The 20,773-nt window shown below is 32.6% G+C and carries 12 protein-coding genes; 6 read left to right on the top strand and 6 right to left on the bottom strand.

Going from position 1 to position 20,773, the window contains the following annotated elements; translation table 11 throughout:
• Positions 1 to 185 precede the first annotated feature (185 nt).
• From L3X37_RS09185 to L3X37_RS09160, 6 genes are all read right to left on the bottom strand, one after another.
• Positions 186 to 962 carry a carboxypeptidase-like regulatory domain-containing protein gene (locus L3X37_RS09185; protein ID WP_237239881.1) on the bottom strand — a complete coding sequence of 259 codons (777 nt, stop codon included), beginning with the start codon at positions 960 to 962 and terminating at the stop codon, positions 186 to 188.
• Positions 963 to 1,100: 138 nt separating this feature from the next.
• On the bottom strand, positions 1,101 to 2,915 hold the full coding sequence (locus L3X37_RS09180; protein ID WP_237239880.1) for a DEAD/DEAH box helicase: 1,815 nt from the start codon (positions 2,913 to 2,915) through the stop codon (positions 1,101 to 1,103).
• A gap of 777 nt (positions 2,916 to 3,692) precedes the next feature.
• Positions 3,693 to 5,321, bottom strand: a complete 1,629-nt coding sequence (locus L3X37_RS09175; protein ID WP_237239879.1) for an alpha-L-fucosidase — start codon at positions 5,319 to 5,321, stop codon at positions 3,693 to 3,695.
• A gap of 141 nt (positions 5,322 to 5,462) precedes the next feature.
• Positions 5,463 to 6,695, bottom strand: coding sequence for a M48 family metallopeptidase (locus L3X37_RS09170; protein ID WP_237239878.1), 1,233 nt, complete (start codon positions 6,693 to 6,695; stop codon positions 5,463 to 5,465).
• Between the two features lie 121 nt (positions 6,696 to 6,816).
• Positions 6,817 to 7,611, bottom strand: coding sequence for a TrmH family RNA methyltransferase (locus tag L3X37_RS09165; protein ID WP_237239877.1), 795 nt, complete (start codon positions 7,609 to 7,611; stop codon positions 6,817 to 6,819).
• A gap of 233 nt (positions 7,612 to 7,844) precedes the next feature.
• Positions 7,845 to 8,927 carry a DUF3810 domain-containing protein gene (locus L3X37_RS09160; RefSeq protein WP_369409887.1) on the bottom strand — a complete coding sequence of 361 codons (1,083 nt, stop codon included), beginning with the start codon at positions 8,925 to 8,927 and terminating at the stop codon, positions 7,845 to 7,847.
• A 67-nt stretch (positions 8,928 to 8,994) separates the two neighbouring features.
• Between L3X37_RS09160 and L3X37_RS09155 the strand changes: the two genes are divergently transcribed.
• The 6 genes from L3X37_RS09155 to L3X37_RS09130 all read left to right on the top strand — a co-directional run bounded on the left by L3X37_RS09155 (position 8,995) and on the right by L3X37_RS09130 (position 20,745).
• On the top strand, positions 8,995 to 10,455 hold the full coding sequence (locus L3X37_RS09155) for an aminoacyl-histidine dipeptidase (protein ID WP_237239875.1): 1,461 nt from the start codon (positions 8,995 to 8,997) through the stop codon (positions 10,453 to 10,455).
• Between the two features lie 108 nt (positions 10,456 to 10,563).
• A complete protein-coding gene (locus L3X37_RS09150; RefSeq protein ID WP_237239874.1) occupies positions 10,564 to 11,133 on the top strand; it encodes an RNA polymerase sigma-70 factor in 570 nt (189 codons plus the stop codon).
• A 79-nt stretch (positions 11,134 to 11,212) separates the two neighbouring features.
• Entirely contained in the window at positions 11,213 to 12,193 is a 981-nt protein-coding gene (locus L3X37_RS09145) for a FecR family protein (RefSeq protein WP_237239873.1), read from the top strand.
• A gap of 160 nt (positions 12,194 to 12,353) precedes the next feature.
• Positions 12,354 to 15,716 (top strand): SusC/RagA family TonB-linked outer membrane protein, encoded by a 3,363-nt coding sequence (locus L3X37_RS09140; RefSeq protein ID WP_237239872.1) that lies wholly within the window; start codon positions 12,354 to 12,356, stop codon positions 15,714 to 15,716.
• Between the two features lie 25 nt (positions 15,717 to 15,741).
• The gene (locus tag L3X37_RS09135; protein WP_237239871.1) at positions 15,742 to 17,310 is read left to right on the top strand and encodes a SusD/RagB family nutrient-binding outer membrane lipoprotein; all 1,569 of its coding nucleotides are present in this window, start codon (positions 15,742 to 15,744) and stop codon (positions 17,308 to 17,310) included.
• A gap of 279 nt (positions 17,311 to 17,589) precedes the next feature.
• A complete protein-coding gene (locus L3X37_RS09130) occupies positions 17,590 to 20,745 on the top strand; it encodes a VCBS repeat-containing protein (RefSeq protein ID WP_237239870.1) in 3,156 nt (1,051 codons plus the stop codon).
• Positions 20,746 to 20,773 lie beyond the last annotated feature (28 nt).

Here is a 20,773-nt window from a genome sequence, read left to right as displayed (position 1 = left end):
GAGTAGCGTTACATGCTAGCGCAACAAAAAAAGATACAATCTGAAATTATAATTTTTGTCAAACTGAACTTGTTTTAGTTTGACATAATCATAAAAAATTAATGGAGTGAGATTCTGAAATAATCTCAATAATTATTGGGATAGAATAACCCTTTGTAGCTTAGAATTTAACTTTGCTTAAAGCTTTACAAACGCTTACTGCGCCCTCTACTTAATAGCTTATATTCTTCGTAACACTCACTAATAGCATCTAATATTTGCAAATCGTTAGCCGTTTGTATAAAGCCTTTGGAATAGTTGCATTGGCTTACAATTTCATCTAAATCCACACGTTCTACTTGCAATAAAACCGTAAGCATTTCTCTATCAAAACGAGATGCTAATAGGTTTCTAATTTCATCATCCTTTTTCATCTTTTTTAACTTACGCAACTCGTTTGGTTTTTTTCCAAACATGCGGTATAAAAAATCGGCAGGATTAAAAATGGAACCTAATATTTTAGTAACAGCAGTAGGTTTTCCAGCTTCGTAACCAGTGCTTGGTAAACCAGAAATGCTATAGCGATAGTTGTTATTAATGGCTGGAACTTGTTTTATATCAACCTCTAAATATCCCGTTAATTTTAATTGATTTACAACAACTTCTTCAAGTGCTAAAGCTAATTCGGTTAACTCAATTTTAGAACTCCCAAATTTAAACCAGTCGTTAGTTACTCTAACTTTTATAGATTTAAAACCTAAATAAGAAAAGTGTAGGGTATCATTCACTTTTGCAATTATTTGAAACTCCCCTTTGTTATTTGTTGTAGTACCAATAACTTGATTGAGATTAACAATGTTTACACTTTCTAAAGGTTTGTCATTAGCAGAATTAATAACCACACCAAGTATTTTATCAGCATCTTGAGCTACACAAAATGCAGATATTAATATAAAAGTAAAAAGTAAAACGTAGTTTTTCATAGGTTTAATTCAGAAACGCTAATTTTCTATAAAAATACTAAACAAAATTTTAACAATAAGCTTGTACGTTTTTTTTTGACTTAAAATTAACAAACTTGCCTGCCGCTAGGCAGGAAGATTTAACTATAATCTGTTTAACTAGCGTCTAGAGCGTCTTGGTCTTGAAGATGCAAAGTCGTTAGATTTAGAACCAGAATCAGAACGCCTAGGTTTAGAGCTTCCTTCGCTTCTTCGCCTTTCACTTCTATTTCCAGAATCACTTCGTCTACCTTCACGTTTTCCACCGCCACGTTTATCATCACGTCGTCTTCCGCCCCCTTTTCTATCGCGTCTTCCACCGCCGCCACGGTTTTCTGATACTTCAACGTTTACAAAGCGTCCTTCGTGTTTAAAGTCGGTAAAAAATGCTAAAACTTTCTCTTTTAGCTCATTTTCAGTATTAAAAAATGAGAAGCTGTCTTTTACTTCAGCTTTAAAAATATCGTCTTTTCCAAGATCAAGTAGTTCTCTTAAAAAGTCTTTAAGCTTCATCCAATCAAAACCATCTTTTCTACCAACATTTATAAAGTAGCGTGTTGAGTTTTTACCACCTTTAAAATCTCGACCTCCATCACTATCAAAAGAGCCTTCAGCGATATTTAGGTTTTTAGATTTGTTATAATAATTATAAAAACGCGTGAATTCAACCGAGAAGAATTTTTTAATCAATTCGTCTTTATCGGTATCAGCAAAAAGCTCATTAATACGTGTTAAATGCTTATCAATTTCATGGTTTATTTCTGTATTGTGAATTTTATTGGCAAGCGACATCAATTGTACTTCACAAATATCAGCACCATCAGGAATATCTTTTTTCTCAAATTGCTTTTTTATAATGCGCTCAATACTTTTTATTTTGCGTACTTCACTTTTTGAGACAATAACAATTGAAACCCCAGTTTTTCCTGCTCGCCCTGTACGACCAGAACGATGCGTATAGGTTTCAATCTCATCGGGTAATTGGTAGTTTATAACGTGCGTTATATCATCAACATCAATACCACGTGCAGCAACATCAGTAGCCACTAGTGTTTGTATTTGTTTATTTCTAAATGATTTCATTACCAAATCGCGCTGATTTTGGCTTAAATCTCCGTGTAAAGCACCAGCACTATAACCGTCTTCAATAAGTTTTTCAGCTACTTTTTGTGTATCGCGTTTTGTTCTGCAAAATACCACTGAAAATATATCAGGATTGGCATCGCTTAAACGTTTTAAGGCTTGATATCGATCTCTAGCATTAACCAAATAATACTCGTGCGAAACGGTACTTGTACTTTCATTTTTGTTTCCAACAGTAATTTCCTGCGGATTATCCATAAACTTTTTGGCTATGGTCGCTACCTCACGAGGCATTGTTGCCGAAAATAACCACGTACTTTTATCTTCTGGGGTGTGCGATAAAATATCGGTAATATCCTCATAAAAACCCATATTTAGCATCTCATCGGCTTCATCTAAAACCGAATACTGAATTTTGGTAATATCAACCAAACGTCTGCTAATCATATCCTTCATACGCCCAGGAGTCGCTACAATAATTTGTGCGCCACGTTTTACTTCTCGTGCTTGGTCTGTAATGCTCGATCCGCCATAAATAGCAACTACGTTTAATCCTTTACAATACTTACCGTACTGTTTCATTTCGTTGGTAATTTGCAAACAAAGTTCGCGCGTAGGGCTCAAAATTAAACCTTGAGTGGTTCTACTATTAACATCAATTTTTTCCAACATAGGGAAACCAAAAGCAGCTGTTTTACCAGTTCCGGTTTGAGCCAATGCTACTAAATCGGTTTCACTTTCTAATAAAATGGGGATTGCTTTTTCTTGTACTTCACTTGGGTTTACAAAGCCTAAATCTGTAATAGCTTGTAATAGGTATTCGTTAAGACCTAAATCTTTAAATGTGCTCATTCTTGTTTAATGTATGCGATTATGTTATGTAGTGTTACATAAAGAAGCGCATCGACATACTTAACCTTAAACTTCTAGTAACACATCCTCACCCTGAGGAATTTAGTGAAATTCAAATTTGAAAAGCTTATAAAGTGCATTCAAATTTGTTGGTTGAACTAACCTCGAATTTATTTCGAGGTCTCATCCTTTTGTTTCAAGCGGCAAAGATACACTATTATTTGACTTGTCATTCCTGCACAGGCAGGAATCTCATTATAAGACCTCTAATTTTAATTCTTTTGGGCGTTTTACACGCTTTTGCAAGTCGCTTTTTTGTGTTGCATAGGTGCAACAACACAAAAAGAGCTTCAACAATTGCTCAATCGTTAACGCATTAGTCTGCTAACGTCATTGCGAAGGTGGCACGACTGTGGCAATCTGTTTAATTATAGCTTATCTCAAAATAATACCATCAAGTTTTAAAAAGGATTTTAAACGTTTCCTGCGGAGAGCGCAGTCGAACCGTTCAATCGTTAACTCGCATTTTTGTTAATTTATGGATTTAAAGTGAAATTCTTGGTGCTTTTGGAAAGGTTCGTTTAACGGTAAATTGTATGAGTAGTGGCAGGTTGCGCTGTACCTGCCTGTTAAACCGCAATATAGTTTGAGTAGGCTGCACCTCTTTATATTTAGCACTTTCCCTGCCATTACTTATACAAAATGTTGTACCTCGTTTTTCACCTATCTGTTTATTTATATTTTTAGCTCGTTGTTAATTGGCTTTATTACATTTCTTTATAGTTTTTCAATTTTAAAAACACTTGCATATTTGTTTGGCCTGTTACTCGGAATATATAGGGTTAGTTCTTCAGAACTCTGCTTAAATTTTATTTTGGTGTTACTGCCTATCATTTTAATTGAGTTAATCTTTTTAGAACAATATTCTGAATTTAACCCTAATGAAGGTAGTTGTATTTCTCCCTCTTTGGGGTTTAATACAATAACATATAACACAGCGTCCTTAGTTGTAAAACGAACTTCTTCATGTCCATATTCAGGACTTTGAGTGGTCCTTTCATTAAAATGTTCGCTCTTTTTATAATTTTTTAATGCTTCAAGATCAGCCTCAGTAACTGCTTCCTTTTCCAGTCTTTTATTGATAGAATTAAGATTGTCGCCATATATGTGCCAGGGTTTACTAGCATAAATGGCTTCCTGGTTTAGATTAATCCAATCACCCACTTCATCCAGCAGGCTTATTTGTTCGGGAGGAATTGTGCCATCAGGTAATAACTCAACATTTAACAGAAGATTACCATTTTTGCTCATGTAATCAACAAGCAATTCTATAATTGTTCTTGCGTTATGTCTGTATTCAAGTCTATCTTTATCCTCTTTATAGAACCAGGTTCTGGGCGTCGTTGTCCCTTGCCATGGATAGGGTAAAATTGTATCAGCTCCTCCCCTTTCAATATCCTTAACAGTTGATGGTTCATTCTTAAATTTACCAGCCACTACGGCATTTATTTCACCATTTTCGTTTAGTTTATGATTGAAATAAGTTTGACATACCTCTTTCCCATATTCCTTATAAGGAAATCCACCGCCATCAAACCAAAGGAAATCAATGTCGTATTTTGTTACTAATTCTTTATGTCTGAGCATCCAGTTATGTTTAACTTCTTCTATGTATTCAGGTGTTCTTTTTTCAGGGGGTAGACCATAAAGTTTTGCAGGATCCATTCCTTCCCACCATTTGCCTTTGCCATCCTCTTTTGTCATATGGCCGTCATATGGTTTTCCTTTGTACTCACCGCTATCATCTGAACCAAAAGCGGGTATCCACCAATCCAGGAAGCGATCATCATGTGAGCTTACGCCATAGGGAATATTGTATTTTTTAGCTGATTCAGAAAACTCACCAATAATATCTCTCTTTGGCCCAACATTCACCGAATTCCACTCAAAATGAGTAGAATTGAAATTGTCAAATCGATCGTGATGATTGGCCAGAGCAACGAAATATTTCGCACCAATTTTCCTGAAATATTTTAATAGAGCGTCTGTGTCAAGGTTTTCTGCCTTCCATTCATTTAAAACATCTTTATACCCAATTTCAGATGGATGCCCATATGTTTTACAGTGATATTCATATGCATATTCACCCCATTTTTGATTACCCACATCTTGCATATACATATGGCGTGCATACCAACCTCCACCTTCTTTAGGTTGTGTTTGTGCACCCCAATGTACCCATATGCCAAATCGGGCTTCAGTATACCATTTAGGGAATTGGTATTGTTTTCGTAGTTCTTCCCATGAAAGTTCTTTTTCTTGGGAGAAACAAGGAATACTTACAGATGCTAGTAAGAATAAAGCCAAAATAATTTTTTTCCAATCCATATTAATTTTCCAAATCATATTTTTTTTGTTTATTTAATTAATGAGGTACAATGCAAAGATAAGTTTCCGTTTTAATGAAATTTATCGGTTGTTAAACGAAGTTATGATTTTTTTCTGACAAAGTCAAGAAATTCAAATTTTGTTATGGAGTGTTCAGCACTAGTTCCTCAAATTCCCAATCCGTTTCAAAAGGGTAGGATGCGAATAATGCATAAACACATAAGCAGGATGTGGTGTTAAATTACTCAAGCTATTTTTTGATAATTTTTTAAGCGAGGTAATTAATGGTTCTGCTTTATAGGTGTTTTTGGCATAATCATCCGCTTGGTATTCAAATTTTCTAGAAAACACATTCATAATTAAACCTGTAATTTCAGAAATAGGCGAGTAGAGGAGACCGAAAGCAATCAACCCAATATGAAAACTCGGAATTTCAACTCCCAAAGCTTGTGATAACAAAGGATTTGAAATGAATAACGATAAAATATAAAGTGTTAATCCAGTTAATAAAATTGAAGCGAACAAATTAAAAATAATATGTTTCTTTTTGTAATGCCCAACTTCGTGAGCTAAAACAGCAATAATTTCATCATCATCTAAATCATTAATTAATGTGTCGTAAAGCGTTACGCGTTTTTCACTCCCAAACCCAGAGAAATAAGCATTGGCTTTGGTGCTTCGTTTAGAGCCATCAATCACAAAAATTTTATCTAATTTAAACCCGACGGTTTTGGCATAAGCCGAAATTTTATCGCGCAAAGTCCCTTCCTCTAAAGGGGTTTGTTTATTAAATAAAGGTACAATAAGTTTGGAATAAAACATATTCATAAACAAGGTAAATACAGCAACCAACCCCCAAGCGTAAAGCCAAAAATGTTTACCTGTAGCTTGATAAAACCAAATAATTAATGCTAAAATGCCTCCGCCAATAATAGCCATCATGAGCCAACCCTTTATTTTGTCTAAAAAGAATGTTTTAACTGTAGTTTTGTTAAATCCAAATTTTTCTTCAATAACAAACGTGCTGTAATAGCTGAAAGGTGTTGTTAAAATATCACTACCAATCATAATAATTCCAAAGAAAATAAGCGCTATAATAATTGAGTTGTCGCTATAACTTCTGGCAATATTGTCTACAAATTCAAAGCCATCAAACCATAAAAACCCTAAAGTTAAAAGAATAGAAAATGTTGAGGTTAGCAATCCAAATTTATAATTTGTTGCTTTATAATTTTGCGATTTTTTATACTCGGTATCATCATAAACATCTTGTAAATCTTCAGGAAGTTCATCATTAAAATGTTTTGCATTTAAAGCGTCGAGAATTTTATCAATTATAAAATTGATGATTATTATTCCGATGATGATGTAAAATAGGGTTGTTGATGTCATATATTTAATGTCATTGCGAGAAGCTTTTTAGCGACGTGGCAATCTGTTTGTTTTTAGTTCCGATTTAATTGATTACTTCTTTAATTGATTACTTCGATCATTCTTTCCTCGTAATGACGTTTCATTTAAAATTACGTTGTCTTTTAGCTTCAAAAATAAGAATTCCAGCTGCAACCGACACATTCATGGAATCTATTTCGCCTTGCATAGGGATTATAATATTTTGAGTAGCGTTTTCAAGCCACTCTTTGCTTAGACCAGTGGCTTCCGTTCCAACAACAATAGCTGTTGAGTTTTTAAAATCTTGTGAATGATAATTAACCGATGCCTGTAACGCAGCACAGTAAATTTTAATATTTTTAGATTTTAAAAATGCTATAATTTCAGTTGTATTTCCTGTTGCAATTTGATTCGTAAATAGGCAACCTATGCTTGACCGAATAACATTTGGGTTATATAAATCTGTCTTGGGGTTTGCTATAATGACCGCATCAACATTTGCAGCATCGGCAGTTCTTAAAATGGCTCCAATATTTCCAGGTTTTTCTGGGGCTTCAGCAATTAAAATCAAAGGGTTTTTATTTTTAAAAGTTAAATTATTTAAACTATTAGTTTTAGATTTTGCTACTGCCAAAACACCTTCGGTAGTATCTCGGTAAGCTAGTTTTTGATAGGTTTCTTTGGAAATTTTAATAATGTTGATTTGTTGATTTGTTAAGTTGTTAAGTTGTTTTTCGGAAAATAATTCTGGGTAAAATAAAATGGTTTCAAGCTCGTAATTTCCTTTAATTGCTAACGAGATTTCGCGCTTGCCTTCAATTAAAAAAGTTCCAGTTTTACGACGTTTTCGAGACTTGTCTTTTAATTGAACAAGTTCCTTAATATATGTGTTTTGTGAGCTGCTAATCGTTTTCATATAAGTTGAACAAAAGTAATTCTTTTTATGTAATTATATTAACTTTGTTAAACAAGAACGATATATAAATAAACCAATTGATTACATTCTTTTATAGCAGTACTGATGAGTTACAGCTACTACCTGTCTGTTTCAAAACAGACTCTTACTAAAGAGTATTAATCTTTTTAGAAAAATAGTCTTGTGCAAACAAAGATATGCTACACAAGAGTGTAAAGAGTAAAAAGTGTTTTTTAATCATTATAGTGGTTAGTTAAATTAGGTTTATTTTTAAAATAATTAACCAACAAAGCAACAACATAGCTGTAGCTTTCCATTCCTTTATCCTGCTTGTTGGCTTTTAAAAAATTACCATAAAAAAGTTTAAATATAGGTTCGGCTGGGTTTTGGTGTGCCTCCCAAAACAAACGAACTTCTTCGTAATTTTTTAAAATACCAATATTAACATTAGTAATCAAATCTTCATATAGTGATTCATCACGTCTATAAATTTCATTCAAACAAAAACGTAATCCAAATGTGTATCCAGTATATTTAAAATAGATATCATCATTATTTATACTTGCTAAACAACCTATAAAATTAGCTTCGTTTTCGGCAGCATAACCTAATTGATGTGCTATTTCGTGTGCTGTTGTAGTTGGGAATCTATAAATAGGAATTATAGCATCAACTTGTGCTTCGTTGGTTAACGGATTTAAATAACCACTAAAACCCATGTATGTTAACGGGTAACTAAATAATGATTTTTTTATGCTTTTTGGGTAATATTTTAAATGCGGAAAAAGTTGTTTTAAATTATTGTAACCATTTTGTGTACGCTTAAAAATTTCAGGTTTACTGTATGGGATTTTAACTTTTAAAGTGTCATTATTAGTTATTTTTAATTGATATTTATTCGATTCTTCTATCAGCTTTTTAGTTACATAAACGAGCTGCTCGGTGGTGTAATCATGTTTTAAATCTAGGTTTTTGTGTAACGGAAGTCTATAGTAATTTAATCCCCAAAATAAATGAAACACAAAATAAAAAATCGATATAACAGCAAATACTTCAATAAACCATTGTTTCGTGTTTTTTAGTAATCGCTTTCTGTTGTTATATATCCATCTAACTGAATAAATAATGGCAAAAGCATAAATTACATCGCCAAACGAAAATGGCAACCACCCTAAAATGTATCTAAAAATTTTTGATAAAATAGGGTATAATCCATTGCTATAGTAGTTTTCAATAAATTCAGGATTGTATGAGAATATTTTAATCAGAAAATATTGCGGAATTAGTAAAAGCGCTATAATAGTTTTCCTTTTCATTAGCATCTTTCAAAAATATAAAAATCATTATTAATAATTACATTTGTAAAACACTATAATAAAAATTATGAGCTCAGAAATAAGACAACTTCAACCACAACAACTCTGGAATAAATTTGCTGATTTAAATGCTGTACCACGAGCATCAAAAAAAGAAGCGCGTGTTATCGCATTTATGAAGAATTTTGGTAAAAACTTAAAATTAGAAACCATTGAAGATGCCGTTGGAAATGTTATTATAAAAAAACCTGCCACTGCTGGAATGGAAGATAGAACCACTGTTGTTATGCAATCGCATTTGGATATGGTGCACCAAAAAAATAATGATACCGTTTTTGATTTTGATACCCAAGGTATTGATATGTATGTTGAAGGCGATTGGGTAAAAGCTAAAGGCACTACTTTAGGAGCAGACAACGGTTTAGGTGTAGCAACTATTATGGCTATTTTAGAAAGTACTGATATACCACACCCGCCTATTGAAGCTTTATTTACCATTGATGAGGAAACAGGAATGACAGGAGCTATGGGCTTAGAAGGAGGGTTGCTTTCAGGAGGCATATTGTTGAATTTAGATACCGAAGAGGATAACGAAATAGGCGTAGGTTGTGCTGGGGGAATAGATGTAACTGCAACAAGAACTTATAAAGAAGAAGAAACTCCTGAATTTAAAATAGGATATAAAATAGAAGTTAAAGGGTTACAAGGCGGACATTCAGGAATGCAAATTCACGAAGGTTTGGGTAATGCCAATAAAATTATGAATCGGATTTTATTTGATGGGTTTGAAAATTTCGGATTACGAATTTCTGAAATTGATGGTGGTAGTCTGCGTAATGCCATTCCAAGAGAGAGTAATGCTATTGTAGCCATTGATGCCGTACATGAAGATGCTTTTTTATTAGAAATGAATTTAGTTTCTAATACTATTAAAAAGGAGTTAAAAACCATGGAGCCCGATTTAGAAATGATAGTTTCTAAAACGGATAATCCAGAAAAAATTATGGATTTAGGTATTCAAGAAGAATTAACCAGAGCTTTGTATGCGGCGTTAAATGGTGTTTATAGAATGAGTGCAGATATTCCAGATTTGGTAGAAACCTCAAACAATATTGCACGTGTTATTGTTAAAGAAGGGCATATTAATATAAGCTGTTTAACACGCAGTTCGGTTGAAAGTTCTAAAATGGATTTAGCAAATACCCTTCGTGCTACATTTGAGTTAACAGGTTGCGAGGTAACATTTTCTGGGGATTATCCAGGTTGGACACCTAATATGGATTCTGCTATTTTAAAATTAATGACAAAGCTTTACGAAGAGTTAAACGGCAAAAAGCCTCATGTAGCAGCATGCCATGCGGGATTAGAATGTGGTCTTTTAGGAATAAATTACCCTAATATGGATATGATTAGCTTTGGCCCAAATATTAAAGGGGCTCATTCACCAGATGAACGCGCACAAATATCATCGGTTCAAAAATATTGGAAGTTTGTTTTGGAGATTTTAAAGAGGATACCGAAAAAATAAAATAACCATTCTGCTACAAGATCTTTCAGGTAATTAAAAAAAAATTATTAGATTTGATGACTCTGATGATTAATTTTTTAATATAACTAATTAGTATTTAGTTCTTGAATGAATAAAGTAGCCAGTATAAATAATGAAGAATTTATTAGTTTAATAAATGAAGGCAATGTTGCTGCTTTCGAAATGTTATTTAAGTTATATCGCTCAAAATTATTGTACATAGCTTCGCAATATATTTCAAGTAAAGAAGATGCCGAAGAAATAATTCAAAATGTCTTTATTAAGGTTTGGTCCAAAAAAAATGTACAGTCTAATATAAATGGATATTTATATAAAGTCACTAGAAATGCATGTTTAGACTACTTAAGAGCGAAAAAACAATTACTAAATATTGAAAACAATTTAAATCAATTAGAAGCTTCAATAAATCATACCGCTTTTTCAGATGATACAGCATCTCTTCTCATTGAAAAAGAATTATATGAAGCTGTTTTGAAATCAATAGATTTACTTCCTCCTAAATGTAAAGATGTATTTGTTAAAAGCCGTATAGAAGGGCTTAATCATAAAGAAATTTCCCAGAGAATGGATATTTCGACAAAAACTATTGAAACACATATAACTAAGGCAATTAAGCACTTACGTGTTTCTCTTCGTGAGTTTTTACCTTTTTTATAATTTTTTTTGAATTAAAATGATTTTTAACTAAGGGGTACCCTTTATTAAATACGTCATATATATAACTGTCCACATCATAATGAATAAAAAACAATTACTAAGATATTTAAATGGTAATATGGATTCTGTCGAAAAAAGAAAAACGATAGAATGGATAAGAAAAAGTCCAGAAAACCATAAAGTTTTTAATATCTTAAAAGCAGAATACATTGCTTCAACATTTAAAGATGTTCCAAATAACAATAGTGATTTCTTTTTTGAAAGATTCAAAAATATAATAAAGAAAAGAAAGCTTGATAAATATTTGTACGCCGCTGCATCTGTATTTGTATTGTTTTTGTTTTTATGGAATGCAAACAATAAACCTAATAATATAGTTATACAAAATAACCCTCAAGTTGTTAGTAAAAATATAATTCCTGAGGAAATCAATCTCATAACATATAGAGGAGATAAAAAAGAAATTTACCTTCCAGACGGCTCTAAGATTGTCTTAAATGCTGAGAGCGAATTGATATATCCAAAAGAGTTTAATGATAGTATAAGAGAAGTTACACTTATTGGTGAAGCTTTTTTTGATATTAAAAGAAATGTAAACAAACCTTTTATAGTTAATACCAATAGTATCAAAATAAAAGTTTTAGGAACTTCGTTTAATGTTAAATCTTATGATAAAGATAAAAAGGTCGAGACTACATTGGTAACTGGTAAAGTGGAATTGATTAAAGACAAAGAAACACCTATTGTATTAGCACCTTCGCAAAAAGCAGTTTTTTATAAAAAGGAAAACAAACTAGAAATTGAAGAAGTAAAATCTTTAGAGGTCGTCGTAGCCTGGAAAGAAGGAAAACTGATATTTAAGAAAACATCATTACAAGAAGTTGTAATTGATTTAGAAAGAAAATACAATGTTAAAATTAATATTAATTCACAAAAACTATTAAACTATGAGTATACAGGAACATTTGACAACCTAAGTATTGATGAAGTACTTAAATTATTAACTATTTCGTCCCCAATTAAGTACACCATCAAAAATGGAAAAATTATACTAGAATAAAAATATTTTAATCTAAACCTGCATAAAAAAAGAGAATGCTGCTACATTCCCTTTTATGATTAAAATTATTACCCTAGTTGAGTAACAACAAATTAAATCAAGCAAAATTATGAAAAAAAACGACACTAAATTTTTGTCACAAAAAAATCTTTTACGGATTATGAAAATTTACACCCTCTTGCTTTTTGTTTCTATGGCAAAACTGTTTGCAGTTGAAGCCAACGGGCAGAATGTAACTATTAATGTAAAGAACGTTGAACTTAAAACTATTTTTAATGAAATTGAATCTTTAACAGAGTTTAATTTCTTCTATAACAATAGTTTAGTTGATGTATCTAAAAAAGTTTCTTTAAATGCAACTAATGAAAAACTAAAATCAGTTCTTGTTAATTTATTTAAAGAAACAGATATAGATTTTAGGCTTTTAAAAAATCAAATCGTATTATTCCCTAAGAATAATGAATCGATGATTAATGTCATTGAAGATTTAATTAAAAATGAAAACTTAGATAATGAAATTGAAGCTATTATAAAAGATGTTCTTCAAAATGAAATAAAAGGAACAGTAGTTGATGCTGCTGGAATTCCGCTTGCAGGTGTTAATATTATCATCCGAGGAACGTCTACTGGAACACAATCAAACTTTGATGGTGAATACACTATACAAGCCAGTAGTGGTGCTGTTTTAGAATTTTCTTATATAGGGTTTAAAACGCAGTTGATTACAGTTGGTGATTCAAATACTGTAAATGTAACAATGGAAGAAGATGCGAGTCAATTAGATGAAGTTGTTGTAACAGCATTAGGTATTAAGAGACAAAAGAAATCTTTAACCTATGCTACTCAAAATGTTGATGTTGATGGTATTGATGAGGCTAGACCAAACCAAAACTTAGTAAATAGTTTATCTGGTAAAATTGCAGGTATCTCTATTCAGCGTTCTGGTAATGGTGTAAGTGGAGCTTCAAAGGTTGTACTTAGAGGTAACAGATCTATTGCTGGAAGTAGTCAGGCTTTATATATTGTAGATGGTGTGCCATTAGGTGGAGATATTTCAGATTTAAGTCCTGATGATATTCAATCTATAAGTGTGTTAAAAGGAGCGAATGCAGCTGCACTTTATGGAGCACGAGCAAATAATGGAGCTATAATAATAACAACAAAATCTGGTAGCGAAGATAGATTAAGTGTAGATTTTAGTTCTACAATAACTACAGAAACAGGAAATATTTTATTTGATTATCAAAATCAATTCGGTCAAGGTAGTGGAGGAACTTATAATGCTGGTTCTTTAGGATCTTGGGGCCCAAGTTTAGATGGAAGCTCAGTAGCTAATTGGTCTCCTAACCCTGATAATTCAGCAAATATACCTTATGCTGCACAAGGGAATAATATAGACGATTTTCATGAAACAGGAGTTAGTTTTGCAAACAACATTTCCATACGTTCTGGAAGTGCAAAAAATCAAACGTTTTTTGGGTATACTAATGAAAATAGAAAAGGGATTGTGCCTGGAAATGAGTTACAAAGACATAATGTAAACTTAAAGATTGATAATAAACTGATTGACGATAAATTGGCATTAAGTGCTAAGGTAAACTATATAAGAACAAATATTGATAATCAGTTGGACACGGGTGAAAGCTTTGCAAACCCATGGAGACATGCTTATAGATTACCTAGAAACATTAGAACATCAGACGTTAGTGTTTTTCAATACACAGATGCAAATGGAAATGTTCGTCAGAACTATTGGGATCCAGGAAATAACGGAGGTGCAAACCCATATTGGACAATCAATAAAAACCTTAATGAAATTATTATCAATCGTGTCATAGGGTATGCTTCATTAACATATAATATAACAGATGACTTAAGTATTTTAGCGCGTACTGCAGTAGATCAAAGTAGTGTGTCTAGAGAAGATAGAGATCATAATGATTCTTATATTATTGCTGATAATGGGAATTTCGCAACTAACAATGGAAGTTCTTTAGAATGGAATACTGATTTCTTATTGAGTTATAATAAAAAGTTAAACGATAATTTTTCTTTTAATGTTAATTTTGGTGGGAATCACAGGGTAGCTAATTCTAAAACTGTTTCAACTAATAATGGAGGTTTAAATGCTGCAAATGTTTTTGCTATTAACAATGCCCAAAATTTAACAGCAGGTCAAACTCTATCACGTAGAGAAGTAAACTCGTTATATGGTTTTGGACAATTAGCTCATAAAGATGCTGTTTTCTTAGATTTAACGTATAGAAGTGATTGGAGTTCTACACTTCCAGAAGCTAACAGAAGGTTTGATTATTTTTCAGTTGGAGTGAGTGCTGTACTTTCAGATTTGGTAGATTTGCCAGAAGCATTTTCTTATTTAAAATTAAGAACATCGTATGCTGAAGTAGGTAATGACACGGATCCATTTAATTTAACAAGAACAGCTAACCTTCGGGCTGGAGGATTTATTCAGTTAGGAACTGTACTACCTAATCCTAATTTAAAGCCTGAAAGAACAAAATCTTTAGAATTTGGTTTTGATGCACGTTTCTTAGATAGTCGTTTAGGTGTTGACTTTACGTATTATAAAACAAATAGTATTGATCAATTATTTGGACAACAAGTGCCACAAGGTTCTGGTATTACCACTCGATTTATAAACGGAGCAGATGTACAAAACTCAGGAGTTGAATTAATTTTAACAGGAAATCCGATTCGCACTGATGATTTTAATTGGAATATAACGGTTAATTTCTCTAAAAATGACAGTGAGATATTGGCATTGGCTGAAGGCTTAGAAACATTAAGCTTTGGAGGTGACTTTTTTAGAAGATTTGAGTTGAATGTAGGTGATGAGTGGGGAAATGTATATTCTAGAGGATTTGCTAGAGATGGACAAGGAAGAGTATTGGTTGCATCAGATGGTACCCCTGAAGTTACATCTGGGCAAGAAGTGCTAGTTGCTAATTTTAACCCAGATTGGTTAGGAGGTATTAATAATAGCTTTACTTATAAAAACTTTAATTTAAGTTTCCTTATAGATATTCGTCAAGGAGGTCAAATAGGATCTTTTACTAATGCCATATTATCCTCAGATGGAGCACTTACTAAGACTTTAGCTGGTAGAGATGGTAGTTTAGTCTTTGGTAGTAATATTTTTTCTAACTTAGAAGTAGTTAAGGCAGATGGAACGCCTAATGACATACAAGTAAATGCAGAACAGTTTTGGGCTAAAGTTGGAGGAAGAAATTCGCCAGTTGGAGAGGCTTTTGTAGAAGATGCATCTAATATTAGAATGCGTGAAATTACTTTTGGTTATAGTTTTCCACGATCTTTTTTAGACAAAACACCATTTGAAAAAGCCAAAATTTCTTTAGTAGGAAGAAATCTTTTCTTTATCTCTAATAGTGCTTCAGTAGACCCAGAAGTTATTACTAACACGAGTACTGCTGCTGATGGTTTTGAATCTTTTGCGCCACCTTCAACAAGAAGTATTGGTTTGAATTTAAAATTTGGTTTCTAAAAAAAATAACTTAAAAGATAAAAACATGAAAAGAATATTAATAAAAATTAGTTTTGGTATTATGATGTCAATAATGTTGGCAGGATGTACCAAAGATTTTAACGAACTGAACACAAATCCTCTCGCTTTAGGTACAGACGTATTAGAAGGTAGCCCGGTTTTACAAGGGCAAGCTTTTGCACAAGCACAATATGTTTCTGTAAACGGGTTGCACTGGCGTTTCCAAATATCTCAAAACTTATTTTCAGATATCTGGTGTCAATATTTTGCAACTACAGCTGCAGGTTTTGATTCTGATAGATATGTACAAGTTGGTCGTTGGGCAGATTTGGCTTGGGGATCATTTTATGGTCAGGCAGCACCACAAATTAAGTTAGTAGAAGACCTTTCTGCTGCTAATGGAAATGATGTAGGGAATGCCATGGCAAAAATAGTAAAAGTGCATGCATACCATAGAATTACAGATTATTGGGGGCCAGTACCATATTCTCAATTTGGGAATCAAGAATTATCAGTACCATATGATACTCAAGAAGCTATATACAGTGATTTCTTCACAACTTTAGATGATGCTGTTGCTAAATTAAAAGCAAATTCAGGAGGATCTGCTTATGCTGGTAGTGACCGTACTTATGGTGGTAATGCTGCTAAATGGTTAAAGTTTGCAAACAGTTTACGTTTACGTTTAGCACTTAGAATTAAATATGTAGATCCGGCTAAAGCAAAAACAGAAGCAGAAAAAGCTGTTACAGATGGTGTATTTATGACTAATGATGATAACGCTTTAGTATCTGTTGATGATACTAATAGAAACCCATTAGAAACCATTACAGATTGGGGAGAGTTTAGAATGAGTGCCACTATGGAAAGTATCTTAAAAGGATATGATGATCCTCGTATTAGTGAATACTTTGCTCCAGCTGTAAATGGTGATTCTGATGGTGATGGTAATCCATATGAAGGGTTACTTAATGGTCAAGCTAAAGTTACTTTAGAAACAAGTCAAAATGCAGGTCATTCAGATTTAGCAACACGATTTATTGATGTAGCTAAAGGTGGTATTAACCCTCCTATAGAGTTAATGTCTGCTGCCGAAGTTTTCTTCTTAAGAGCAGAAGGAGCTCTTGAAGGTTGGAGTATGGGAGGTACTGCACAAGAACTTTATGAAGAAGGGATAAGAACTTCTATGATGGAGAAAACTGGAGCTGATGCAGCAGCTATTAATGCTTATATTGCAAGTAGTAATGTACCGGTAGCCTATGATGCAGGAACTACTCCTGTAACAGATATTCCTATTGCTTATGATGCAGGAGGAACTATGGAAAGGCAGTTAGAACAAATTATAACTCAAAAGTGGATAGCGCTGTATCCAAACGGATGGGAAGCATGGGCAGAATTACGTAGAACAGGTTACCCTAAGCAATATGCAAGAGTACAGTCTGAAAACCCAGATGTAGCCGCAGATGAAATCATGAGAAGAATGGTTTATACTTCTAGTGAATTTGATACTAACGGTGAAGCTGTAAATGCAGCTATTTCAACCCTTTCTGGAGGCGATAAAAACAGCACAAAATTGTGGTGGGATAAAAAATAGTTTAGTTTATTTTTGAATTTAATTGTTAAAGCGTCTCTAGAATATATATGTTTTATAGGCGCTTTTTCTTTATATTATAGAATATTATACTTAGATAATTTTTATAGAATGGTAATGTACACTTTTAGAATATTATTTAAATGCCTTTTTGCATTATTAACCTTCACTAGTTGTCAAAATAAAATAGAAAAAAGCAAGACTCTTTTTTCTTTAATTGATATTAAAGATTCCAATTTAATTTTTGAAAATAATGTAAAGCAAACCAGAAAGAATAATCATATGATAAATTCTGAGTTTATTTCTGGAGCAGGTGTGGCTGTTGGTGATGTGAATAACGATGGATTACAAGATGTTTTTTTTACAGGAAATCAAGTAAGAGATAGACTGTTTTTGAATAAAGGGAATTTTAAATTTAAAGATATTACAACAAAATCAGGTATTGATTCAGATAATAAATGGTCCACTGGAGTAACTTTTGTAGATATTGATGGTGATGGAGACCAAGATATTTATGTGTGTAGAAGTATTTACCTTGAAAATAAGAAAAGTGCAAATCAATTATATATTAATAACGGGAACCTAACCTTCACGGAAAAAGCATCAGAGTTTGGGTTAGCAGACAAAGGGTTCTCGATTCAAGCTATCTTTTTTGATTTTGATAATGATGGGCTATTAGATGTTTATATTGTAAATCAGCCCCCTGCGATTCCAAATATGGGAGATAAAATGAATGCTATACGGTTTTCTGATATAAAGTTTAGCGATAGACTTTATAGAAACACAGGAAATGGCAAGTTTGTAGATCATACAATTAAAGGAAAGATTCGAAATTTCGGATTTGGACTATCAGCATCAGTAGGTGATTTTAACAATGATGGTTGGCAAGATATTTATGTAACTAACGATTTTGATGTTCCTGACCATATGTATATCAATCAAAAAGACGGTACATTTAAAGATAATATTCACACATCTACAAAACATATATCCTTCTTTAGTATGGGGAGTGATGTGGCAGATTATGATAATGATGGAAATTTAGATGTTGTAGTTGTAGATATGGTTGCGGAAGACCATAAGCGTATAAAGACGCACATGGGTGGTATGCAGCCAGAAAAATTCTGGCATATAGTTAATAAAGGAGGGCATTACCAATATATGTTTAATACGTTACAAAGAAATAATGGCAATGGGACTTTTAGTGATATGGGTCAGCTAGCAGGTGTGACAAATACAGATTGGAGTTGGGCGCCTTTATTTGCAGATTTTGATAATGATGGCTACAAAGATCTTTTTATTACAAATGGAATTAAAAGTAATATTCGTAATAGCGATTTAGTTGATAAATATAATAACAAACTAGATAGTGTAAGAGTTATAGCAAAACAAAAAGGAGTAGATCCAAGTAAAATGATTGATGTGATGGACTTTGTTGATATTGCTCCTACTGATAAGTTGCCAAACTACGTATACAAAAACAATGGAGACCTAACTTTTACTAACAAAGTGAAAGATTGGGGTTTTGAAATTCCAACATTATCAAATGGTGCAGCTTATGCTGATTTTGATTTAGACGGAGACCTAGATTTGGTAATAAATAATATTGATGATAATGCAATGCTTTACAGAAATTATGCCGTAGAGAATGGTATTGGAAACTATATAAGATTCAAAATTGCTCCAAAAAAAGGTCAAATAATTTATGGTACAAAAATAACACTATATCAAGCCAACAAGGTTTGGCAAGTGAGCCAAATATCTAATGCTAGAGGCTACATGTCAAAAAGCGAAGATATTTTACATTTTGGGGTTGGAGATGCTAGTAAAATTGATAAGGCAATAATAGAATGGCAAGATGGTAGTAAAACTACTCTTAATGATTTGGCCATTAATCAAGTACACGAAATTTCTTTGTCTAATGCAGAAAGTAAAGAAGCCTTAGAATCAAATAAAAAGCCAATTTTTAAAGAAATTACAAAAGCTATAAAATTAGATCAAATAAGACATATAGAGAATGATCATGATGATTATGCATATGAAATACTGTTACCGCATAAAATGTCACAGTTTGGACCATCATTAGCGGTTGGCGATGTTAATGGAGATAATAAAGAAGATTTCTTTTTAGGTGGAGCAGCAGGAATTTCTGGTAGACTATTTATCCAAAATAATAAAGGAACTTTTGATGAGATAGAAAAAGGAGGTTGGACTCAAGATAAGGCTAGCGAAGATATGGGAATAGAACTGATAGATGTAGATGGGGATAAAGATTTAGACTTATTTGTTGTTAGTGGAGGAAATGAATTCGATGAAAATGATAAAGCTTTACAAGACAGGCTTTATATAAATGATGGTAAGGGTAAATTTACCAAAAAAGTTAGCGCATTACCTAAATATTTAACGAGTGGTTCTTGCGTGGTACCAAACGATTTTGATAATGATGGTGATATTGATTTGTTTATTGGCGGTCGACTAGTTCCTAAAAAATACCCACATGCAGCAAATAGTCATTTATTAGAAAATAGAGGCGGAAGATTTGTTGATGTTTCAAATAAAAAAGCTCCAGAATTTAATAATTTAGGTATGGTTACATCAGCCAGTTGGTTTGATTATAATAAAGACGGACTAGATGATTTGGTTGTTGTTGGTGAGTGGATGCCTGTAACTATTTTTACGCAATCTGAAAAAGGTAGTTTTGAAAAACAAATTTTAAGTGGGTTAGAAGAAAGTGAAGGCTGGTATTATTCAGTTAAAACTTCAGATATGGATAATGATGGTGATAAAGATATTATAGTTGGAAACTTAGGTTTAAATTATAAATATAAAGCTTCATCTAAAGAGCCGTTTGAAGTACATAGTTACGATTTTGATGATAACGGTAGTTTAGATATTGTATTAAGCTACTACGAACATGGTGTAGCTTTTCCTGTAAGAGGTAAAAGTTGTTCTACACAACAAATACCTTCTTTAAGCGAGAAATTTCAAACCTATGAGTCGTTTGGGGATTCCGATTTAAAAAATATTTATGGATCTTCACTGGAGACCGCCTTAAATTTAAAAGCTAAAACCTTTGCTTCTGCATATATCGAAAATGAAGGCAATAATAGTTTTAATGTTAAATCACTGCCTAATTTAGCTCAGGTGTCTTCAATAAATAGTATTCTTATTAATGATTATAATTCTGATGGATTTAAGGACATATTAATTTCAGGTAATTTGTATCCTGCAGAAATTGAAACGCCTCGAAATGATGCTGGAGTCGGTCTTTTTCTAGAGGGTAACGGTAAAGGCGAATTTATACCAGTTTCAATTCAAGAAAGTGGGTTTTATACACCAAATGATGCCAAGGATATGAAAGTTATTAATATAGGTGATAAAAAAGTAATCTTAGTGGCTAATAATAACGATTTTCTTCAGGCAATTCGGTATAATTAGACTATTTCTAATTAATAAAACATTTAAA

Origin of the sequence: Wocania arenilitoris, assembly GCF_021728535.1 — a bacterium.
Taxonomy (GTDB): Bacteria; Bacteroidota; Bacteroidia; order Flavobacteriales; family Flavobacteriaceae; genus Wocania_A; species Wocania_A arenilitoris.
The sequence above is the reverse complement of the archived record's forward strand: the minus strand, read 5'-3'. Positions and strand labels throughout refer to the sequence as shown.

Bases quoted from the DNA above. Each gene is read 5' to 3' on its own strand.
- L3X37_RS09185 (WP_237239881.1), bottom strand. From the start codon at position 962: ATGAAAAACTACGTTTTACTTTTTACTTTTATATTAATATCTGCATTT.
- L3X37_RS09180 (WP_237239880.1), bottom strand. From the start codon at position 2,915: ATGAGCACATTTAAAGATTTAGGTCTTAACGAATACCTATTACAAGCT.
- L3X37_RS09175 (WP_237239879.1), bottom strand. From the start codon at position 5,321: ATGATTTGGAAAATTAATATGGATTGGAAAAAAATTATTTTGGCTTTA.
- L3X37_RS09170 (WP_237239878.1), bottom strand. From the start codon at position 6,695: ATGACATCAACAACCCTATTTTACATCATCATCGGAATAATAATCATC.
- L3X37_RS09165 (WP_237239877.1), bottom strand. From the start codon at position 7,611: ATGAAAACGATTAGCAGCTCACAAAACACATATATTAAGGAACTTGTT.
- L3X37_RS09160 (WP_369409887.1), bottom strand. From the start codon at position 8,927: ATGAAAAGGAAAACTATTATAGCGCTTTTACTAATTCCGCAATATTTT.
- L3X37_RS09155 (WP_237239875.1), top strand. From the start codon at position 8,995: ATGAGCTCAGAAATAAGACAACTTCAACCACAACAACTCTGGAATAAA.
- L3X37_RS09150 (WP_237239874.1), top strand. From the start codon at position 10,564: ATGAATAAAGTAGCCAGTATAAATAATGAAGAATTTATTAGTTTAATA.
- L3X37_RS09145 (WP_237239873.1), top strand. From the start codon at position 11,213: ATGAATAAAAAACAATTACTAAGATATTTAAATGGTAATATGGATTCT.
- L3X37_RS09140 (WP_237239872.1), top strand. From the start codon at position 12,354: ATGAAAATTTACACCCTCTTGCTTTTTGTTTCTATGGCAAAACTGTTT.
- L3X37_RS09135 (WP_237239871.1), top strand. From the start codon at position 15,742: ATGAAAAGAATATTAATAAAAATTAGTTTTGGTATTATGATGTCAATA.
- L3X37_RS09130 (WP_237239870.1), top strand. From the start codon at position 17,590: ATGATAAATTCTGAGTTTATTTCTGGAGCAGGTGTGGCTGTTGGTGAT.